The sequence below is a fragment of the Mesorhizobium sp. M0030 genome, assembly GCF_040323695.1.
GTDB lineage: Bacteria > Pseudomonadota > Alphaproteobacteria > Rhizobiales > Rhizobiaceae > Mesorhizobium.
This window is the reverse complement of sequence record NZ_JAMYVE010000001.1, coordinates 779,515-795,055: the sequence shown is the minus strand read 5'-3', so window position 1 is coordinate 795,055 and position 15,541 is coordinate 779,515. Positions and strand designations below refer to the sequence as shown.

Annotated in this window: 15 protein-coding genes; 10 read left to right on the top strand and 5 right to left on the bottom strand. The window is 61.6% G+C overall.

Features of this window, described 5'->3' with window-relative positions; translation table 11 throughout:
* Positions 1 to 137: 137 nt before the first annotated feature.
* Both NKJ80_RS03760 and NKJ80_RS03755 read left to right on the top strand, forming a co-directional pair.
* The gene (locus NKJ80_RS03760) at positions 138 to 797 is read left to right on the top strand and encodes a hypothetical protein (RefSeq protein WP_352497079.1); all 660 of its coding nucleotides are present in this window, start codon (positions 138 to 140) and stop codon (positions 795 to 797) included.
* Positions 798 to 1,005: 208 nt separating this feature from the next.
* Positions 1,006 to 2,634, top strand: a complete 1,629-nt coding sequence (locus NKJ80_RS03755) for a DUF927 domain-containing protein (protein WP_352497078.1) — start codon at positions 1,006 to 1,008, stop codon at positions 2,632 to 2,634.
* Between the two features lie 448 nt (positions 2,635 to 3,082).
* On the opposite strand, the gene NKJ80_RS03750 is transcribed toward NKJ80_RS03755, so the two are convergent.
* From NKJ80_RS03750 to NKJ80_RS03730, 5 genes are all read right to left on the bottom strand, one after another.
* Positions 3,083 to 3,784 (bottom strand): IclR family transcriptional regulator, encoded by a 702-nt coding sequence (locus NKJ80_RS03750; RefSeq protein WP_023833417.1) that lies wholly within the window; start codon positions 3,782 to 3,784, stop codon positions 3,083 to 3,085.
* 195 nt (positions 3,785 to 3,979) lie between these two features.
* The gene (locus NKJ80_RS03745; protein ID WP_352497077.1) at positions 3,980 to 5,452 is read right to left on the bottom strand and encodes an aldehyde dehydrogenase family protein; all 1,473 of its coding nucleotides are present in this window, start codon (positions 5,450 to 5,452) and stop codon (positions 3,980 to 3,982) included.
* Positions 5,453 to 5,477: 25 nt separating this feature from the next.
* Positions 5,478 to 6,257, bottom strand: a complete 780-nt coding sequence (locus NKJ80_RS03740; protein ID WP_352443401.1) for a MoaF C-terminal domain-containing protein — start codon at positions 6,255 to 6,257, stop codon at positions 5,478 to 5,480.
* A complete protein-coding gene (locus NKJ80_RS03735) occupies positions 6,254 to 6,667 on the bottom strand; it encodes a carboxymuconolactone decarboxylase family protein (protein ID WP_352497076.1) in 414 nt (137 codons plus the stop codon). Before NKJ80_RS03735 ends, NKJ80_RS03740 begins: the two co-directional genes overlap by 4 nt.
* Entirely contained in the window at positions 6,664 to 7,596 is a 933-nt protein-coding gene (locus tag NKJ80_RS03730) for a fumarylacetoacetate hydrolase family protein (RefSeq protein WP_352497075.1), read from the bottom strand. Before NKJ80_RS03730 ends, NKJ80_RS03735 begins: the two co-directional genes overlap by 4 nt.
* Positions 7,597 to 7,912: 316 nt before the next feature.
* Here NKJ80_RS03730 and NKJ80_RS03725 point away from each other — a divergent pair, with 316 nt between their 5' ends.
* The 8 genes from NKJ80_RS03725 (at position 7,913) to NKJ80_RS03690 (ending at position 15,522) form a co-directional block, all read left to right on the top strand.
* On the top strand, positions 7,913 to 8,473 hold the full coding sequence (locus NKJ80_RS03725; protein WP_352443404.1) for a VOC family protein: 561 nt from the start codon (positions 7,913 to 7,915) through the stop codon (positions 8,471 to 8,473).
* Positions 8,474 to 8,533: 60 nt separating this feature from the next.
* Positions 8,534 to 9,364, top strand: a complete 831-nt coding sequence (locus tag NKJ80_RS03720) for a MoaF C-terminal domain-containing protein (protein WP_023833411.1) — start codon at positions 8,534 to 8,536, stop codon at positions 9,362 to 9,364.
* A 98-nt stretch (positions 9,365 to 9,462) separates the two neighbouring features.
* The gene (locus NKJ80_RS03715) at positions 9,463 to 10,575 is read left to right on the top strand and encodes an ABC transporter ATP-binding protein (RefSeq protein WP_352443406.1); all 1,113 of its coding nucleotides are present in this window, start codon (positions 9,463 to 9,465) and stop codon (positions 10,573 to 10,575) included.
* 47 nt (positions 10,576 to 10,622) lie between these two features.
* The gene (locus NKJ80_RS03710) at positions 10,623 to 11,672 is read left to right on the top strand and encodes an ABC transporter substrate-binding protein (RefSeq protein ID WP_352497074.1); all 1,050 of its coding nucleotides are present in this window, start codon (positions 10,623 to 10,625) and stop codon (positions 11,670 to 11,672) included.
* A gap of 56 nt (positions 11,673 to 11,728) precedes the next feature.
* Entirely contained in the window at positions 11,729 to 12,913 is a 1,185-nt protein-coding gene (locus tag NKJ80_RS03705) for an ABC transporter permease (RefSeq protein ID WP_352497073.1), read from the top strand.
* Between the two features lies 1 nt (position 12,914).
* Positions 12,915 to 13,709: an ABC transporter permease gene (locus NKJ80_RS03700; protein WP_352443408.1), complete on the top strand. Its 795-nt coding sequence runs from the start codon at positions 12,915 to 12,917 to the stop codon at positions 13,707 to 13,709.
* 35 nt (positions 13,710 to 13,744) lie between these two features.
* A complete protein-coding gene (locus NKJ80_RS03695; RefSeq protein WP_352497072.1) occupies positions 13,745 to 14,860 on the top strand; it encodes an ABC transporter substrate-binding protein in 1,116 nt (371 codons plus the stop codon).
* A gap of 74 nt (positions 14,861 to 14,934) precedes the next feature.
* Positions 14,935 to 15,522: an NADPH-dependent FMN reductase gene (locus NKJ80_RS03690; RefSeq protein WP_352497071.1), complete on the top strand. Its 588-nt coding sequence runs from the start codon at positions 14,935 to 14,937 to the stop codon at positions 15,520 to 15,522.
* Positions 15,523 to 15,541 lie beyond the last annotated feature (19 nt).

Sequence of the window (15,541 nt, the reverse complement as noted above, 5' to 3'; positions counted from 1 at the left end):
GAATTGAAGACCTATCAAAGGCTCTGACCGAGGACAGCCTTCGCGCGAAGCTTATCCGAGTGTCTCTGAAAGGGCGGTCGGACACTACAAAGCGCTACGTTAACGGTCGACGTCTCGCTGTTTCGCTCGAGCGAGGCGTGCGGGAGGAGTTCCCTCAGCTGACCCTTTCTTCGTTTCTCTACATGCGACAAGTGCGCCTCAATGTTGTCGCCGCGCTTCTTAGCGCAATGGCGCGTTTCTCAAACGATAAACTTCGCACCGTTACCGTGATCAATCGGAAATGGCGCTTCACTGGACGCCAACTCCGTAAAGTCACGGCGGCGCAGATTAAGCGCCAGTTCCGCACCCACCTGCAACGCGCGGCAATCCTCGACGAACCGGGCTTCCTGGTCGCCTTCTTGCATGGAGAATACGAACCAACGACCGGTGTTTTCCAGCTTCACTTCCACCTTCTGACGACCACCGACAAGGCCGTCTTTCTACTTAAAAATCTTCGCGGGCGCTTGGGTTATAAGAAAACCGCAACGGGTGCGGTGCCGATCAAGCGCAGGAAGGTTCGCGACCGTCCCGAGCAGTTCTCGTATCTTCTGAAGTCCTTTTGGCCTGCGCGGCCGGTGGTCGAAATTCGCGGCCAAATGAAGCGTGTGCGCGGCGTACGCCGCATCAAGGGCATACAGCACACCAACTACCTTTTGTGGCTCGATCGCACCGACTTCAGCGACATTCTGTTGCTGAACAAGTGCGTCTATCGGAATGGCAAATTTCACCTCGCCGAGGGCTGTATTTCTCGCCGGTGATGCTTTTGCCGATCTTCGTGTTCAAACCCCTAGTTAGGAGCAACGAAATGTAGATCTAGCGCATTGTCGACGACAACACTGTCGTTGAGGCCAGCAATTTGCGCGTCGTGTTCGATCGCGAAATGCAAACGCAAATACGGTGGGAAGGGTGGGAAGCCACCCCTAGCACCCTCGAAACAGAGAAAGCCAAAATTGAAAGACAATTAACATGAATATCCCAATAACTGGCGCCGGCAATCCGGCGAACGCCCCGACACGGGCAATTCCGAAAATACTTGACGCGGTGGTGAGTCAACATAGCGATCGACGTATCAAGTTTGGTACCGACGAAAACAGCATTTGGTTCGCTCTATCGGCCTTGCAAATGGACGAGCGCACTGTCTTCGCGCGCCTCGCAAACGCCGGCTTCACCTATCTGACGCCGAAAAAGAAGGCGGCATTCAGAGAGAAGATTGAAGATCACGAGGATTACCGGCCCGGCCTGGTAGCCTCCACGCCGGGTCCGATCGGCGAGCATTTTGTGTTTGGCGATGGGACTGTCGAATCCAAACCCGGAAGTGCCGAAGTGATCGTCGCTTTCGACGGTGAGGAAAAGTTTTGTCCGGTCGGTACGCTTGCTGCCTGGCAAGAGGAGGTCGGCAGTGTAGTAAAAGGCCAGCCGCTTCTTCTGTTCATACTCTGCCTAGCTTTTCTTCCCGCGATCCTTCGCTTCATTCCAGGGATGAACCCGCTGTTTGAACTGATTGGAGAACCTGAGTCTGGTAAAACGACAGCCGGGCTGCTCGCCGCGTCCGTTTGGGTCGGAAATTCTTTTAGCGAGGTGGGCGGCGGACTGACGTGGGACCTGACGGTCAACGCATTCGACGTCGTCAAGGTACAACATGCTGGCGCCCTTCTGTTTTTGGATGAAGGCAATCTGGCAGGATCCAACGAACGTGATCGAAAGGACGTCATTCGGAAGGTCATTTTCAAAGCATCGTCGAAAGGCGGCCGCAAGCGCCTAACCGAAAAGGTAGCACCTCCCAACGTCGACTTCGCCCTGCTGTCGACAAGTAACCAGCCGTTGCGAAATGTAATCCATGCCAAAGCCGCTGAGCTTGACGCTATGCGGACCCGTATGGTCACGGTGGTAATCGGTCAAAACCTAGGTGTGTTGACGCATACCCCTGATGGTTTCGACACCACTGAAGAAGCAGTCGACCACCTGAGGAACGCCGTCAAAATAAACCATGGCGTGGCGGCGCGTGCATTCATTCAGCGCCTCGTCAAGGCTGATCCCAAAATGCTCCAGGCCAAGATCGATCGGGAGATGGCCCGATTCGCACGCAAACTTCCGTCTTTCGATGGCGACGGAAACGCGCGCACGAGGAGAATGTTCTCGTCGCTCTATGCTGCTGGCGTCCTCGCGCGCCGGTGGCGTGTATTGCCTGCCGAGTGGGGCGATTTTGCTCCCGCGCTGCTGGCTGTGTGGCAGGCTATCGACAAGCCAGTGCGAACAGTCGGTAAGGTCTCAGCAGTTAAACGCTTCAACGCCTATTTTGAAAGGTTCGAAAGCAGCATGATTCCTACCGAGCAGATGGATGGTCCACTGAGCCCGGCCATATTCGAAGAGGTGGCCGGTGTGATCGCGCGATCGGAAAGGAGAACGGAAATCGTCATTTCGACTGTCCGCTTCAAGAAGAGCTTTCCTGACCACGTCTCAGTCATGAAGGAATTGCGCGCACAGGGAGCCGCAAAGACCGAACATGGCAAGCTCTCAATCAAAACGCCACGCCCCATCTGCGCGTCGGGCCGCGCGTACGTGATAACTCTTCCGGTGACGAACGCGAAAACGTAACCGGAGCCACTCAGTACCAAGATGATCTTGAGGGGCGTTTTCGGCGCCCCTCATTGTTATGCGATGAGCGGCGAGGTCAGGCGGGCGGTCAATGTAGGTGAGACCGCCAGGAATTGTGCAACAGCGACGACCAAACACGGCACACAGCTCCTGCAAGTGGCAACGGACCGGCTAACAGCCGAGTGGCTGGTCGGCTTGGCATGTGTCACCTCGGGCAAATCACGCTCATGCGATCCACTCATGAGTTTGGCACCGTCGAAATTGCGCCACTATCACCGATTGACCACAAGTCAGTTACGTGAACGTCGCATCGCACCTGATGTCCGCTATGCGCCCATGCCGGCCATTCCCACTGGTGCTTGCGAATTCCCGTAAGCGGTCAAAGGACGCCTGCCCGAACGGTCATGTTCGAGTAGTTGAACGCGTTTCAACGGTGTAGCTGCGGGTACTACAAGTGGCTGGTAACATTGGCGGCTAGTTCAAGAAGCTTTGGCGTCAGGGCCGGTAGCGTGTCGGCCCTGGTGCTCGGCACCAATATGCCTAGGCTGGCGTTGCAGCGGCCGTCCGGCTCGATCAGCGGGGCCGCGACGCCATGCACCCCCATCTGGAGTTCGTCATGCGAAATCGCGTAGCCGTCGCGCCGGGTCTGCTCGATACGTTCCAGGGCGACAACGGGATCGGCGGCTTTCTTGACGATGCGGGCAATCGTTTTCTGGTCCTGGAAGGCGAGCATCGCCCAACCGCTGGCGCCAAGGTGGAGCGGATGGCGCGATCCCGGAACGTGCTGCACACGAACGAGATGCCTGTTGCCCAGCGCTTGCTCGGTCACCACTGCCTCGTCCTTGTTGAGGAAATGCAGCACCACCGTTTCGCCAACGGCATTTGCCAATGTGCCCATCAGGGGCCGGGCTATGGCTGAAATGTCGCGGTCGAGCTGGCGGACCAACTCGTTGACCGCGCTGCCCAGCATGTAGCCGTCATGGCCGCGGCGGACGTAAGCCCGCTGCTCAAGCGTGACGAGTAGCCGATAGGCCACGGTCCGGTTGATGTCGCAGCCACGCGCGACGTCGGCCGCGCTGACGGGACCCTTCTTCGCGACGGCTTCGAGGACTGTGAGCATCTGGTCGCCGGTCAGCGATATCTCAGCCAAGGGGGTACTCCAATCGTCCGGGGCAAATCATGTGTCCGTCACGTCCATCGTCGCGCCACGGCGCCGAGCCGCGATCGCTTGCAACAGACTCATGGATTATCGGACTACGATCGTCCGATAATCGAGACTAGTCTGAACCTCGAAAGCCTTCAATATGCCACTCGTCGCGCTCACTCGCGGCGGTGGCGCGCCGCCTCATGAAATGACCGACACCGTTTTCTCGACCGTATTGGCGAGAACGCCGGACCAACCGAGCTCCGACCCAAGCCCGCTGGTCTTGACGCCAAGCCAAGGCAGGGCCGGGTGCGGCGGACCCCAGGCGTTGACCCAGACCGAGCCCGTTTTGAGCTGCCGCGCAAACCGGTTGGCGGTAGCAAGGTCTCGCGTCCAGACGACCGAGGTCAGGCCGTAATCCGTCTGATTGGCGAGCTGCAGGGCCTCTTCATTGTCGCGGAAGCGGATGATGGTCCCAACCGGCCCGAATATCTCCTCGCGCGCGATGGTCAGGTCGTTGTCGCCGGCAAACAGAGTGGGCGCGTAGAAAGAGCCGGGACGGTCAATGCGGCTGCCGCCGGTCAGCAGGCGGGCGCCTTCGGCCTTGCCCTTCCTCACATACCCATCGACCCGTTCGAGTTGCCTTTCGCTGACAAGTGATCCCATCTGCGTGTCCGGCGCGAAAGGATCGCCGACGACGACGCTCTGCGCCGCCGCGACCAGTCGCTCGGTCACTTCGTCGGCGATCGCCTCGTGGACAAGCACACGGCTCCCAGATGCGCAGGTCTGCCCCTGATTGGCGAACATCGAGATCGACGCGCCTGGGATGACACGATCGAGATCGGCGTCACGGCACACGATCTGGGGCGACTTGCCGCCGAGTTCGAGCGTGACTTTTTTCAGGGCTTCCGAGGCGATTGCGGCGATCCGCCGGCCGACGCCGGGGCTGCCTGTGAAGGAGATCTTGTCTATGCCGGGATGCCGCACCAGCGCGTCGCCGGCGACCGCACCGCTGCCGGTCACCAGATTGACGACACCAGCCGGGAAGCCCGCCTCTTCGATCAATTCGACCAGCCGGATGGTGCTCAGCGAAGCATCCTCGGCCGGCTTGATGACCACGGTATTGCCGGCGGCGAGCGCCGGCCCCAGCTTCCACGACGCGATCATCGTCGGCGCATTCCAGGGCGTGATCGCGCCGACCACGCCGATCGGCTGGCGCAGCGTGTAGGAATGGCGTTGCCGGCCATCGAAGTCAGGCAGGTCGAAGGTGCTGCCGCCGATCTTGTCGGCCCAGCCGGCGAAATGACGGAAGGTGTCGGCGGCGAGTGGGATCTCGAACATGAACGGCTCGAAATAGGGACGCCCGATGTCGATGGCTTCCAGATAAGCGAGGTTCTCGCGGTTGGCCTCGACAAGGTCGGCCAGCCGCCACAGCAATCTGCCGCGATCGGCTCCCGACAGCCGAGACCACGCGCCGGTCTCGAACTGCGTGCGCGCCGCGACCACGGCGGCGGATACGTCAACCGACGTGGCCATGCTCAGGGCTCCGAGCGGCTGGCCGTTGCCGGGATTGATGATGGGGTGAACCGCGCCATCCGCCGCCGCCCGCCACCGTCCACCGATATGGAGTTCGGTACACGGCAACCGCCTCGCCGTTTCACTTAGTCCGCTCATGCGCTTCCTCCCGGCAACGGCGACGTCAATACATGGTCTCGTTGACCAAGACGCCGGTGGCGCCGACGATGACCTGGCTGATGAGACGTGTGTCAGCATCCCAGCCGACCAGCCGGCCGGCCGATTTCGGTGCCGCGTTGAGGTCGATCACCAGGGCGCCGTTGAAAGGCGTGGCGCGGTCGGACCAGGTGAACAGATAGAGTTTTTCGGCGATCTTGCGCACGGAAGTCGGTTCCACCGCGCCCATTCCGGCCTCCGGCCCGATGATGCCGTGCCAGACATAGAGTTCCGGTTCAATATAGATGTGCTCGAAGAAATGGGTCGGGCCGTAGGTCCAGTGGATGCGCTTGCCGACCAACTCCTTGGTCGGCTCGAAGCGCTCGCCGATCTCGCCGTCGATGCCGGCCTCGATGATGAGGCTGCGTTCGGCCACCGTTGAGGTGCCTGCCATCATCACCGAGTGAACGATCACCGCGCGTTTGCCGGCAAGATCGAAAACCACCATGTCGTTGGAGTTGCTCTGCGGATGATTGATCGTCGCAGCCAGCAACCCTTGCCGCACTTCGATCGCTTCGTAGCTCGCCTCGCCGACCGGATAGGCGACGTTGGCGGCCGGCTCTGACGTCCAGCGCACGGTCTTCTCGTCGAAGCTCATCGAGAGCGGCGGCCGGTCGGCGAAATGCAGAACCTGCGTCGTTCCGACGAGCGACTGCGTCGCGTCGAGCCGCAGTGCATCATGGCCCGGAAACAGCTTATCCGGTGTGACGGTGTCGAGGCGTTTGTAGTTCTCGGCGATCTGGCTCATGGCTTTTGACCTTTCGAAGGTGCGTTGGGGTGGGTTTCAGGGCTCTCCAGGACCTCCTGCGCGATGCGGAAGGATTCCACGCCGGCAGGAACGCCGGCGTAGATCGCGAGCTGGAACAGGGCGTCGCGGATCTCGTCTGGGGTGACGCCGTTACGCAGAGCGCCACGCAGGTGCAGCGCAAGCTCGGCGTTGCGGCCGAGCGTGCCGAGCATAACGATGTTGAGCAGGCTGCGGTCGCGCCGGCTGAGCGCCTCTCGCCCCCAGGATGCGCCCCAGCAATATTCGGTGACCAGTTCCTGGAACTCGCGGCCGAATTCGCCCGCTTTGTCGAAGGCGCGCTGCACATAGTCCGCGCCGACAACTTCCTTGCGGATCTTCAGCCCCTTGTCGAACAGCGCCGATTTGCTCATGCCGGCGTCCTTTCATCGACGACCGGGTTGCTGAGCGTGCCGAGGCCCTCGATCTCGACGGAGATGACATCTCCATGGGTGAGAAAACGCGGCGGCTTGCGGGTGAACCCCACGCCGGCCGGCGTTCCCATTGGGATGACGTCGCCGGGCTCCAGGTCGATGAATTCGGAAAGGTGTTCGATGATCGCAGGGATATCGAACAGCATTTCACTGGTATTGCCCGACTGCACCACCTCACCGTTGAGCGTCGTGGTGATCTGCAGCGCATGCGGGTCGGTGATCTCGTCGCGCAAGGCGAGATAGGGACCAAACGGTCCGCTATGGGCGAAGTTCTTGCCCGCCGTGTATTGCGAGATGCGGAACTGGTAGTCGCGCACGGTCACATCGTTGAAGATCGAATAGCCGGCGACGTGGTCGAGCGCGTCCTGTCGCGAAATATAGCGGCCGCTCTTGCCGATGATGACGGCGAGCTCGCCCTCCCAATCGAGTTGATGGGAGACACGCGGCACCACCACCTTGCCGCCGGGGGCAACGAGTGTCTTGGCGAAACGGGCGAAGATGATCGGGATTTCGGAGATGGGGCGCCCGGCCTCCTCGGCATGCTTGCCGTAGTTGCGGCCGACGCAGATGATCTTGGGCGGGAAGGGGATCGGCGGCAGCAGGCTGACGTAAGCCGCCTGAACCAGGATCGCGTTTCGGCGCGCATCCGTTTCGGCCAATCCCGACACGGTCTCGACGAGACGGCCCAGGGCCGTCAACGCCGCGTCGCCGGCCTCCAGAAAGCCGATGCTGTCCAGCGCCCAGCGCTCACCCGAAGGCACGTCCTGGGGAAAGGCGCTATTTGCCTGGGCGAGATCGATGATCAGGTCGCCATGGACCGCGCCGAGGTGTGGCCGGTCGCCTGATGTGTATGTGACGAGCTTTGTCATTGCGCTCCCTGTGGTTTGCCGGAATGACGAAAGTATTCCGAATATCGGACATTTAGGGTTCGATATTCGGTACCATAGGGAGCTTTGTGGAAGCGGTCAAGGTGCGGCGCAAGCTTGGCCGTGAACATGCCTCACCCCTGCTGACAGCAGGCCGACAGACCTCTGAGGCCTTGTTTTCCTCGGCTTTCAGGGCTTTTCCGCCTCTCCGGTCGTTCGGCGAGCAAGCCCCCTTGACGTCAGGCTGAAGCTAATCTAGTTTTCGAATAACGAACACAAATCGTCCGATTATCGGAACACATATAGGAGAGGAAGCACAATGACTTTGCGCGTTGGTCGGCTCGGACATGTGGGGATCGCTGTCCGGGATATGGAGCGGTCGGTGAGCTTCTATACGGAGGTTCTGGGAATGCAGCTGACCGAGCAGTTCAACTACGGAATGGATGAGGTCGGGCACGGCGTGGCGGTGTTGTCGGGATCTTTCGTCAGAAACGACTCCACGCATCACTGCCTTTCGATCTTCACGCTCAGGAATGCAGTCGAGCCACCCGCCCAGCATGCTTTCGGCCTGCACCACATTGCCTTTGAGATGAATAGCTCGGACGATCTGCTGGCGCTGTACCGCCGTTTCGAGGAACGCGGGATCGCCATCGTCAATGCGCGCAAGGGTGGCCCCGGCAATCAGCCGCGCTTCTACGGACGCGATCCCGATGGCAACCTGCTAGAATTCTACTGGAGCATCGACCAGATCGGCTGGGACGGGATTCCTCGTCCGTATCCGCCTATCGAGGAGATCGAACTGGAGAGCTTCGATTTCGAGGCTTTCGAGCGCGATCGCGAGCGTATGGCCGCAGCCGCCAGGGCCGCAAATAAAGCCTGAAAAAAGGACAGCGCGAGCCGGCCGAGAGGCGGCGCCGTGCATTGAGAATGGGGAAGACCGATGGTCACCAGTGCCGTTTCATCCGCCGCCGCCCATTGGCCGCAGATCGGAGACATCCTGCAGAACCATTCCGGCGGCAGGCCGGACCCGACATCCGATCTCGCCGGCAAATCCTTTGGGATTTCCCTCAATGATGGCGGTAGGCTCGACCTTGCTTTCAGCACGGCGGAATTCCTGTCCTGGAGCGCCGCGGGCGCTGGCGGGCATGAGCGGCAGCCCTATCAGGCCTTCCGTGTCCGCGATGGCATGTATTTCGTCGACTTCATCGATGCCAACGACGAGATGAGATCGATCAGCCTCTGGCTGGACCTGGCGCGCAATGCCGCCCTCCTGATCGAAGGCTCGGTATCCGATCGCACGGCCGAAGACATGAATCTTCTCACCCGCGTCGAGAAGACCGGCGCGCAGAGCGTGCCGACGCTGACCTATCGTTCAGGCGGAATAGGGCGGTCCCTTCCGGATTTCCCGCGCACCGAGAAGCTGTTCGGAAAGTTCTTTCGGTACGAGTACAGTGATACGCACGTCTACGACCACTACTACGTGAACCCAAAATACTATTTCTGGTACTGCTGGCATGGTCCGGATGCCGGTATCGGCGAATTCGACGAGGCCGATTACTTCGAGCTGGCCGACGATGTCTATCTGATCTGCTGGCGCGAGAAATTCCTGCCCTGCCTTGCCGTCACTATCGAGGACCTCAGCACGATGCGGTCCATCGGCAAGGTCTTCGGCGCCGATTCTCATACATGGCGGACCGGGAACAGCACCGTGGGCGCGACGATGAGCATCATCGCGGCCATCCCGCCCGGTGCTGCGGGGTCTCCTGCCTAGCACGCCGGCCTTGAGGCGCGCTGCAGGAGAGGCGGAGCGAGCAACGAGAAACGGCAAGGCCGTTTTCGCGTTATGAACCTTGGAAAGAATCGCCGGAGATGACTCAGTCCGACACGACAACAACAGGGCCGTCGCCGCCGCCGATCGTGCGCTTCAGCGGCGTCTCGAAACACTACGGCGCATTCCGGGCTCTGCATGACATCGACCTGGAGATCCAGCGCGGCGAGTTTTTGACCCTGCTTGGACCATCGGGTTCGGGTAAGACGACCTCGCTGATGCTGTTGGCGGGCTTCGACACCCCGACATCAGGCACAATCGCGATGGACGGCACGCGCATCGAAGGCTTGCCGGCGCACAGGCGCGACATTGGCGTGGTGTTCCAGAACTACGCGCTGTTCCCGCATCTCACAGTGGCCGAGAACCTGGCGTTTCCGCTCTCCGTGCGCCGCGTGCCGAAGGCGGAAATCGGCGAGCGGGTCGAGAAGGCGCTGAGCCTTGTCCATCTCGACGGCATGGGCGGGCGCAAGCCGTCGCAATTGTCGGGCGGACAGCAGCAGCGCGTCGCGCTCGCCCGCGCCATCATTTTCAAGCCCCGGCTTATCCTGCTGGACGAGCCGCTCGGCGCCCTGGACAAGAACCTTCGCGAGCATATGCAGGCGGAGCTGAAGCACCTGCACCGGCAACTCGGCATCACCATGGTGTTCGTCACCCACGATCAATCCGAGGCCCTCAACCTCTCGGACCGGGTCGCGGTCTTCAACAAGGGCCGGCTCGAACAGATCGACGCTCCGGAGCTGCTGTACGAACGGCCGTGCACGCCCTTCGTCGCTTCCTTCATTGGCGAGAACAACCTGCTCGACGGGCGGATCGAGGCGCTTGCCGCCGGCCAGGCCGCGATTCGGCTGGATCGAGGGACCGTCCTCACCATGAAAGTCGCGGGACAGTCGGCCATCGGCGATCGCGTCAAGGTCGGCATCCGGCCCGAGCATGTGAAGGTCGGCGGCGGCGAAGGCGCGTTCGCCGCGACGGTTGCCGAGATCTCCTACCTCGGCGACGCACGCCGCGTCGCCGTCGAATGCGACGGCATAGGGCGCATGGCGCTGAAACTTCCAACAGGGGCCGAAGCCGGCCAAATCGGCATCGGCGACGAAATCCGGGTCGTCATACCGGAGACGCTTTGCAGGGCACTGCCCGTTACAGGCGGCGAATGACGCTCGCGATGCATTTGAAAACCACCAACCAAGAAAGGGGACTGATCATGAAAACAAGAACCAAAATCCTTCATGCGGCACTTCTGGCATCATTCATTGCGCTGCCCGGCATCGCCGTAGCACGCGATCTTACCGTCGTGTCGGCGGGCGGCATCTTCCAGGATGCGCAACGCGAGGTGTATTTCGATCCCTTCCGCAAGGAGACCAGCATTCCGCTCGCGGAAGACAGCTGGGATGGCGGCATCGGCGTTCTGCGCACCAAGGTCGGCGCCGGCGAAGCCAACAACTGGGACGTGGTTGAGGTGGAAGCCGAGGAGGAAGCACTCGGCTGTGAGGAAGGTCTCTTCGAGACCATCGATCCAGCCACGGTTGGCGGCGTCGATCGCTACATCGCCGGAAGCGTCACCGAATGCGGCGTTCCCGCCAACGTCTTCAGTATCGTGCTCGCCTATGATGGCGCGGTGTTCAAGGATGGCCCGAAAACATGGGCTGACGTATGGGACACCAAGAAGTATCCAGGCAAGCGCGCCTTCCGCAACGGACCGAAGTTCACCCTCGAGGCCGCGCTGATGGCCGATAGCGTCGCACCGACCGATGTTTACAAGACGCTGCGCACCAAGGAAGGCGTGGACAAGGCTTTCAAGAAGCTCGACGAACTCAAGCCCAATATCGTCTGGTGGTCGTCGGGCAACCAGCCGATGCAGTTGCTGGGCTCGGGCGAGGTGGCGATGACCACCTCGTACAATGGCCGCATCCGGGGCGCCAACGCCGAGAACAAGCGCGACTTCAAGATCATGTGGAGTGGCAACGTCCTCAACATGGATTCCTGGGTCATCCTCAAGGGCTCGCCCAACAAGGACAACGCCGTCAAGCTGCTGGAGTATCTCGGCCGCACCGACCGCCAGGTCGAATGGCCAGCCAAGCTAGGCTACGGCGTCGGCTCCGTCGCGGCGCAGGCCGCCCTGCCGGCCGATGTGGCGACGACGCTGCCGACATCGCCGGAGCACATTGCCGCCGGCCTCACCGTCGACGCCAATTTCTGGGTGCAGAACATCGACGCCCTGAATGAACGGTTCACCGCCTGGGCGGCGAAGTAACGGCAAGCATGGCGGCGGACTCCCTGTCCGCCGCCGGCCCCGCGGAGGTAAAGATCATGGCCATCGAGAAAACAAGGCGGCGACGGGCGCTCGGTGCGAATGCCGTGGGCATTGCCCTGGTTGCCCCGCTGGCGCTGTTTCTCCTTGCCGCGTTCTTCATCCCGCTCGCCGGTATGCTGTTTCTGTCGGTTGACGACCGCGAACTTGCCGCGGTGATGCCCAGAACGGTCGCGGTATTGGCAGATTGGGACGGCGCCGACCTTCCGCAGGCGGCCGTGTTCGAGGCGGCGGGCAGGGATCTGGTCGATGCGCGCACCGCAAAGGTCGCCGGAACCGCCGCTCGCCGGCTCGGCTACGAGTCAGGCGAGTGGCGAACGATCGTCCAATCGACCGCGCGTGCCCTGCCGCGCGACAGCACTGCCGTTTCCGATTGGAAATCCGCATTGACTACAGCCGATGCCGCATGGGGCAAGCCAGATATCTGGCATGCGCTTGCGCGGGCCAAGGGGCCGCTCACCGGTCTCTACCTCAAATCTGCCCTGGGCCTGCAGGGCGGGCCGGACAGCGCAATCTATGTCAATGTGCTGGCGCGGACCTTCGGGATCGCCCTGTCGGCAACGGCGATCTGCATCGTCCTCGCGCTGCCTGCCGCCTACCTCTTGGCCAGTGTCGGTCAGGTGACGGCCAATTTCCTGATGCTGGCGCTGCTGTTGCCATTGTGGACGTCGGTTCTGGTGCGCTCGACGTCCTGGCTGGTCATCCTGCAGAAGAACGGCATCTTCAACCAGGTGCTGATGGGGCTCGGGATCATCGATGCCCCGCTCGAGCTCGTCTACAACCGCGTCGGCGTGCTGATCGCGCTGACCCATATCCTGCTGCCATACGCGGTGCTGCCGCTCTACGCCTCGATGAAGGCGCTGCCGCGCTCGCAGATGCAGGCGGCGCGATCTCTAGGCGCCGGTCCGCTCAACTCGTTCTTCCGGATCTACCTGCCGCAGATCCTCCCGGGCATATCAGCCGGCGGGCTGCTCGTCTTCATCCTGGCGTTGGGATACTACGTCACGCCGCTGCTGCTTGGCGGTCAGGGCGACCAGATGCTGCCCTTCTACATCGCCTACAACACGCTGCAGGCGCTCAACTGGGGGCTGGCGGCCGCACTCGCCAGCATTCTGCTGTTCGCGACGGTGGTCCTGTATTCGTTCTACGTGCGGCTTGTCGGCGTGCAGCGGGTGGGGATCTGACATGCTCGACAGTACGCGCATCTGGCTGTGGGGTGCCCGGCTCGCCGGCGTGCTGGTGCTGGGATTCCTGCTTTTGCCGATTTTCGCCATCGTGCCGCTCTCCTTCAATGGCGGCTCGATTCTGGCCTATCCGCTCCAGGGCCTGTCGCTGAAATGGTACGCAGCCGTCATCTCGACGCCACGCTGGGTCCATGCGGTGGGTAATTCCCTGATCGTGGCAGTGTCGACGGTCGCCATCGCAACGCCGCTCGGCACCCTTGCCGCGCTTGGTCTCGACCGGATCAACCTGCCTGGCAAATCCCTGCTGATGGCGCTGTTGATCTCGCCTATGATCGTGCCGGTCATCATCACCGCCGTGGGGGTCTATTTCTTCTTCGCGCCGCTCGGACTTGCCAACAGCCTGACCGGCCTGGTGCTGGCCCATTCCGTCATCGCTGTCCCGCTTGTGCTGGTTACCGTCAACGCTTCGGTGAGCCAGTTGGACAAAGGCTTGCTGCGGGCCGCGCAAAGTCTTGGGGCGCCGCCCATAACGACCTTCCGCCGGATCACCATTCCGCTCATCCTGCCCGGCATCGTCTCGGGTACCATCTTTGCCTTTGCCGCCTCCTTCGACGAGGTGGTGATTGCCCTCATGATCACCGGGCCTGGCCAGAAGACCCTGCCGCGAGAGCTGCTGAGCGGCACGCGCGAAAACCTCGATCCGACCGTGCTCGCGGTCGCCACCATATTGATCGCCATATCGGCGGGCCTGCTTCTGCTGCTGAACTTCGTTCAACACCGGTCGGCCAAGCATTGACCCTGAGTTAAACCTGGAAGGAAGATTGCATGAACATGAACCGAAGAACGGCCCTGGGCCTGGCGGCGAGCGCGAGTCTGCTGGCAACTGCCGGCAACGCACTGGCCGCCGGCGTCTATCCCGAGAGCCGCAGCCTGGATCAGCTCTACAAGGCAGCGCTTGCCGAGGGCGGACGCGTCATCGTCTATGCCGGAGGCGACACGCCCGGCCAGCAGGACGGCACCAAAAAGGCGTTTGAGCAGAAGTTCCCGGGTGTGACGCTCGACGTCATCGTGGACTATTCCAAGTTTCACGAAGCCCGCATCGACAACCAGATCGCCACCAAGACACTGGTCCCCGACATCGTTCAGATCCAGACGCTGCAGAACTTTCCGCGTTGGAAGAAGGAGGGCGTTCTCCAGCCCTACAAGCCGATAGGCTGGGACAAGGTCTTCCGCGCCTTCAAGGATGCGGACGGCGCCTATACAGGCGTCTTCGTCGACGCGTTCTCCAACCTCGTCAACTCGAAGCTGCTCCCGGATCAGGCGACATGGCCGCGAGAGGCGAAAGACTATCTGCGCCCTGAATTCAAGGGCAAGATCGTGCTGACCTATCCGACCGACGACGATGCCGTGCTGTTCTGGTTCAAGCAGGTCGTCGACAAATACGGCTGGGACTACGTGGCGCAACTCGCCAAGCAGGAGCCGATCTATGTGCGCGGCACGCAAGCGCCGACGGACATGGTGGAAGGCGGCCAGGCCACCGTCACCTTCTCGACCGATGGCGGGCTGGTGCCGTTCCCCGGCACGGTCTCCCGCTTCGTCCTGCCAAAGGAGGATCCTTTCGTCGCCTGGCCGCAGCAGGCCGCCATCCTCAAGGGGGCAAAACATCCCGAGGCCGCCAGGCTCTATCTGAGCTGGTTGCTCGACAAGGAGACGCAGAAGAACGTCTGGTACATGTGGTCGGTGCGCACCGACGTTGCGCCGCCGGACGGCTACAAGCCGATCTGGGAGTACAAGAACGGCGATCCGACGGCTTTCGGAAAATTTCTTGCCGACCGTGCCGCCGTCGAAAGCTTCCGGTCCCAGATAGCACTCTACCTCGGCGAGCCAAAAGGCGAACCCTCGCCAGGGCACCCCGGACTGCATCCCGACAAGGCGCTGCCGCACTAGAGGCCGTCAGGGTATCGGGTCGACGGGCCGGTGGCGGACCTTCGCCCCGGCCCCAAGTTTGCAACAGGTGAGCCATGAATATCGTCGTCATCTGCGGGAGCCTGCGTAAGGCCTCGTTCAATATGATGCTTGCGAGGAACCTCGCTGCACTGGCGCCAGGCGACGTGCGGCTCACGCTGCTCGATGGCCTGGAACACTTTCCGCCCTACTGCGCCGATATCGCGCAAACCCCTGAGATCGTCACGAGATGGGCTGACGCCATCGCAGCCGCTGATGGCGTCATCGTGGTGTCGCCCGAATACAACCACTCCGTCCCGGGCACGCTCAAGAATGCGCTCGACTGGCTTTCCCGAGATACTAACAACCCTTTCGCCAGGAAGCCCGTTGCCCTCCAATCGGCTTCAACGGGGATGCTCGGCGGCGCGCGCATGCAGTACCACCTCCGTCAGATCATGGTCTTCTTCGATGCGCGCTTGCTGAACAAACCTGAATTTTTCGTCAGCCACGCCGCCTCCAGGTTCGCCGCCGACGGAACCCTTCGCGACGAAAACACCGCTGAAGCAATAGCCGGGCATTTGGCCGCTTTTCGGCTGTTCGTGCGCGACCATCAATCTGAAAGACCGTGGGGCTCCAATGACGTTCACCAGGCCGGCGCCGGCTAACCGAACGTCTGCAAGGCTG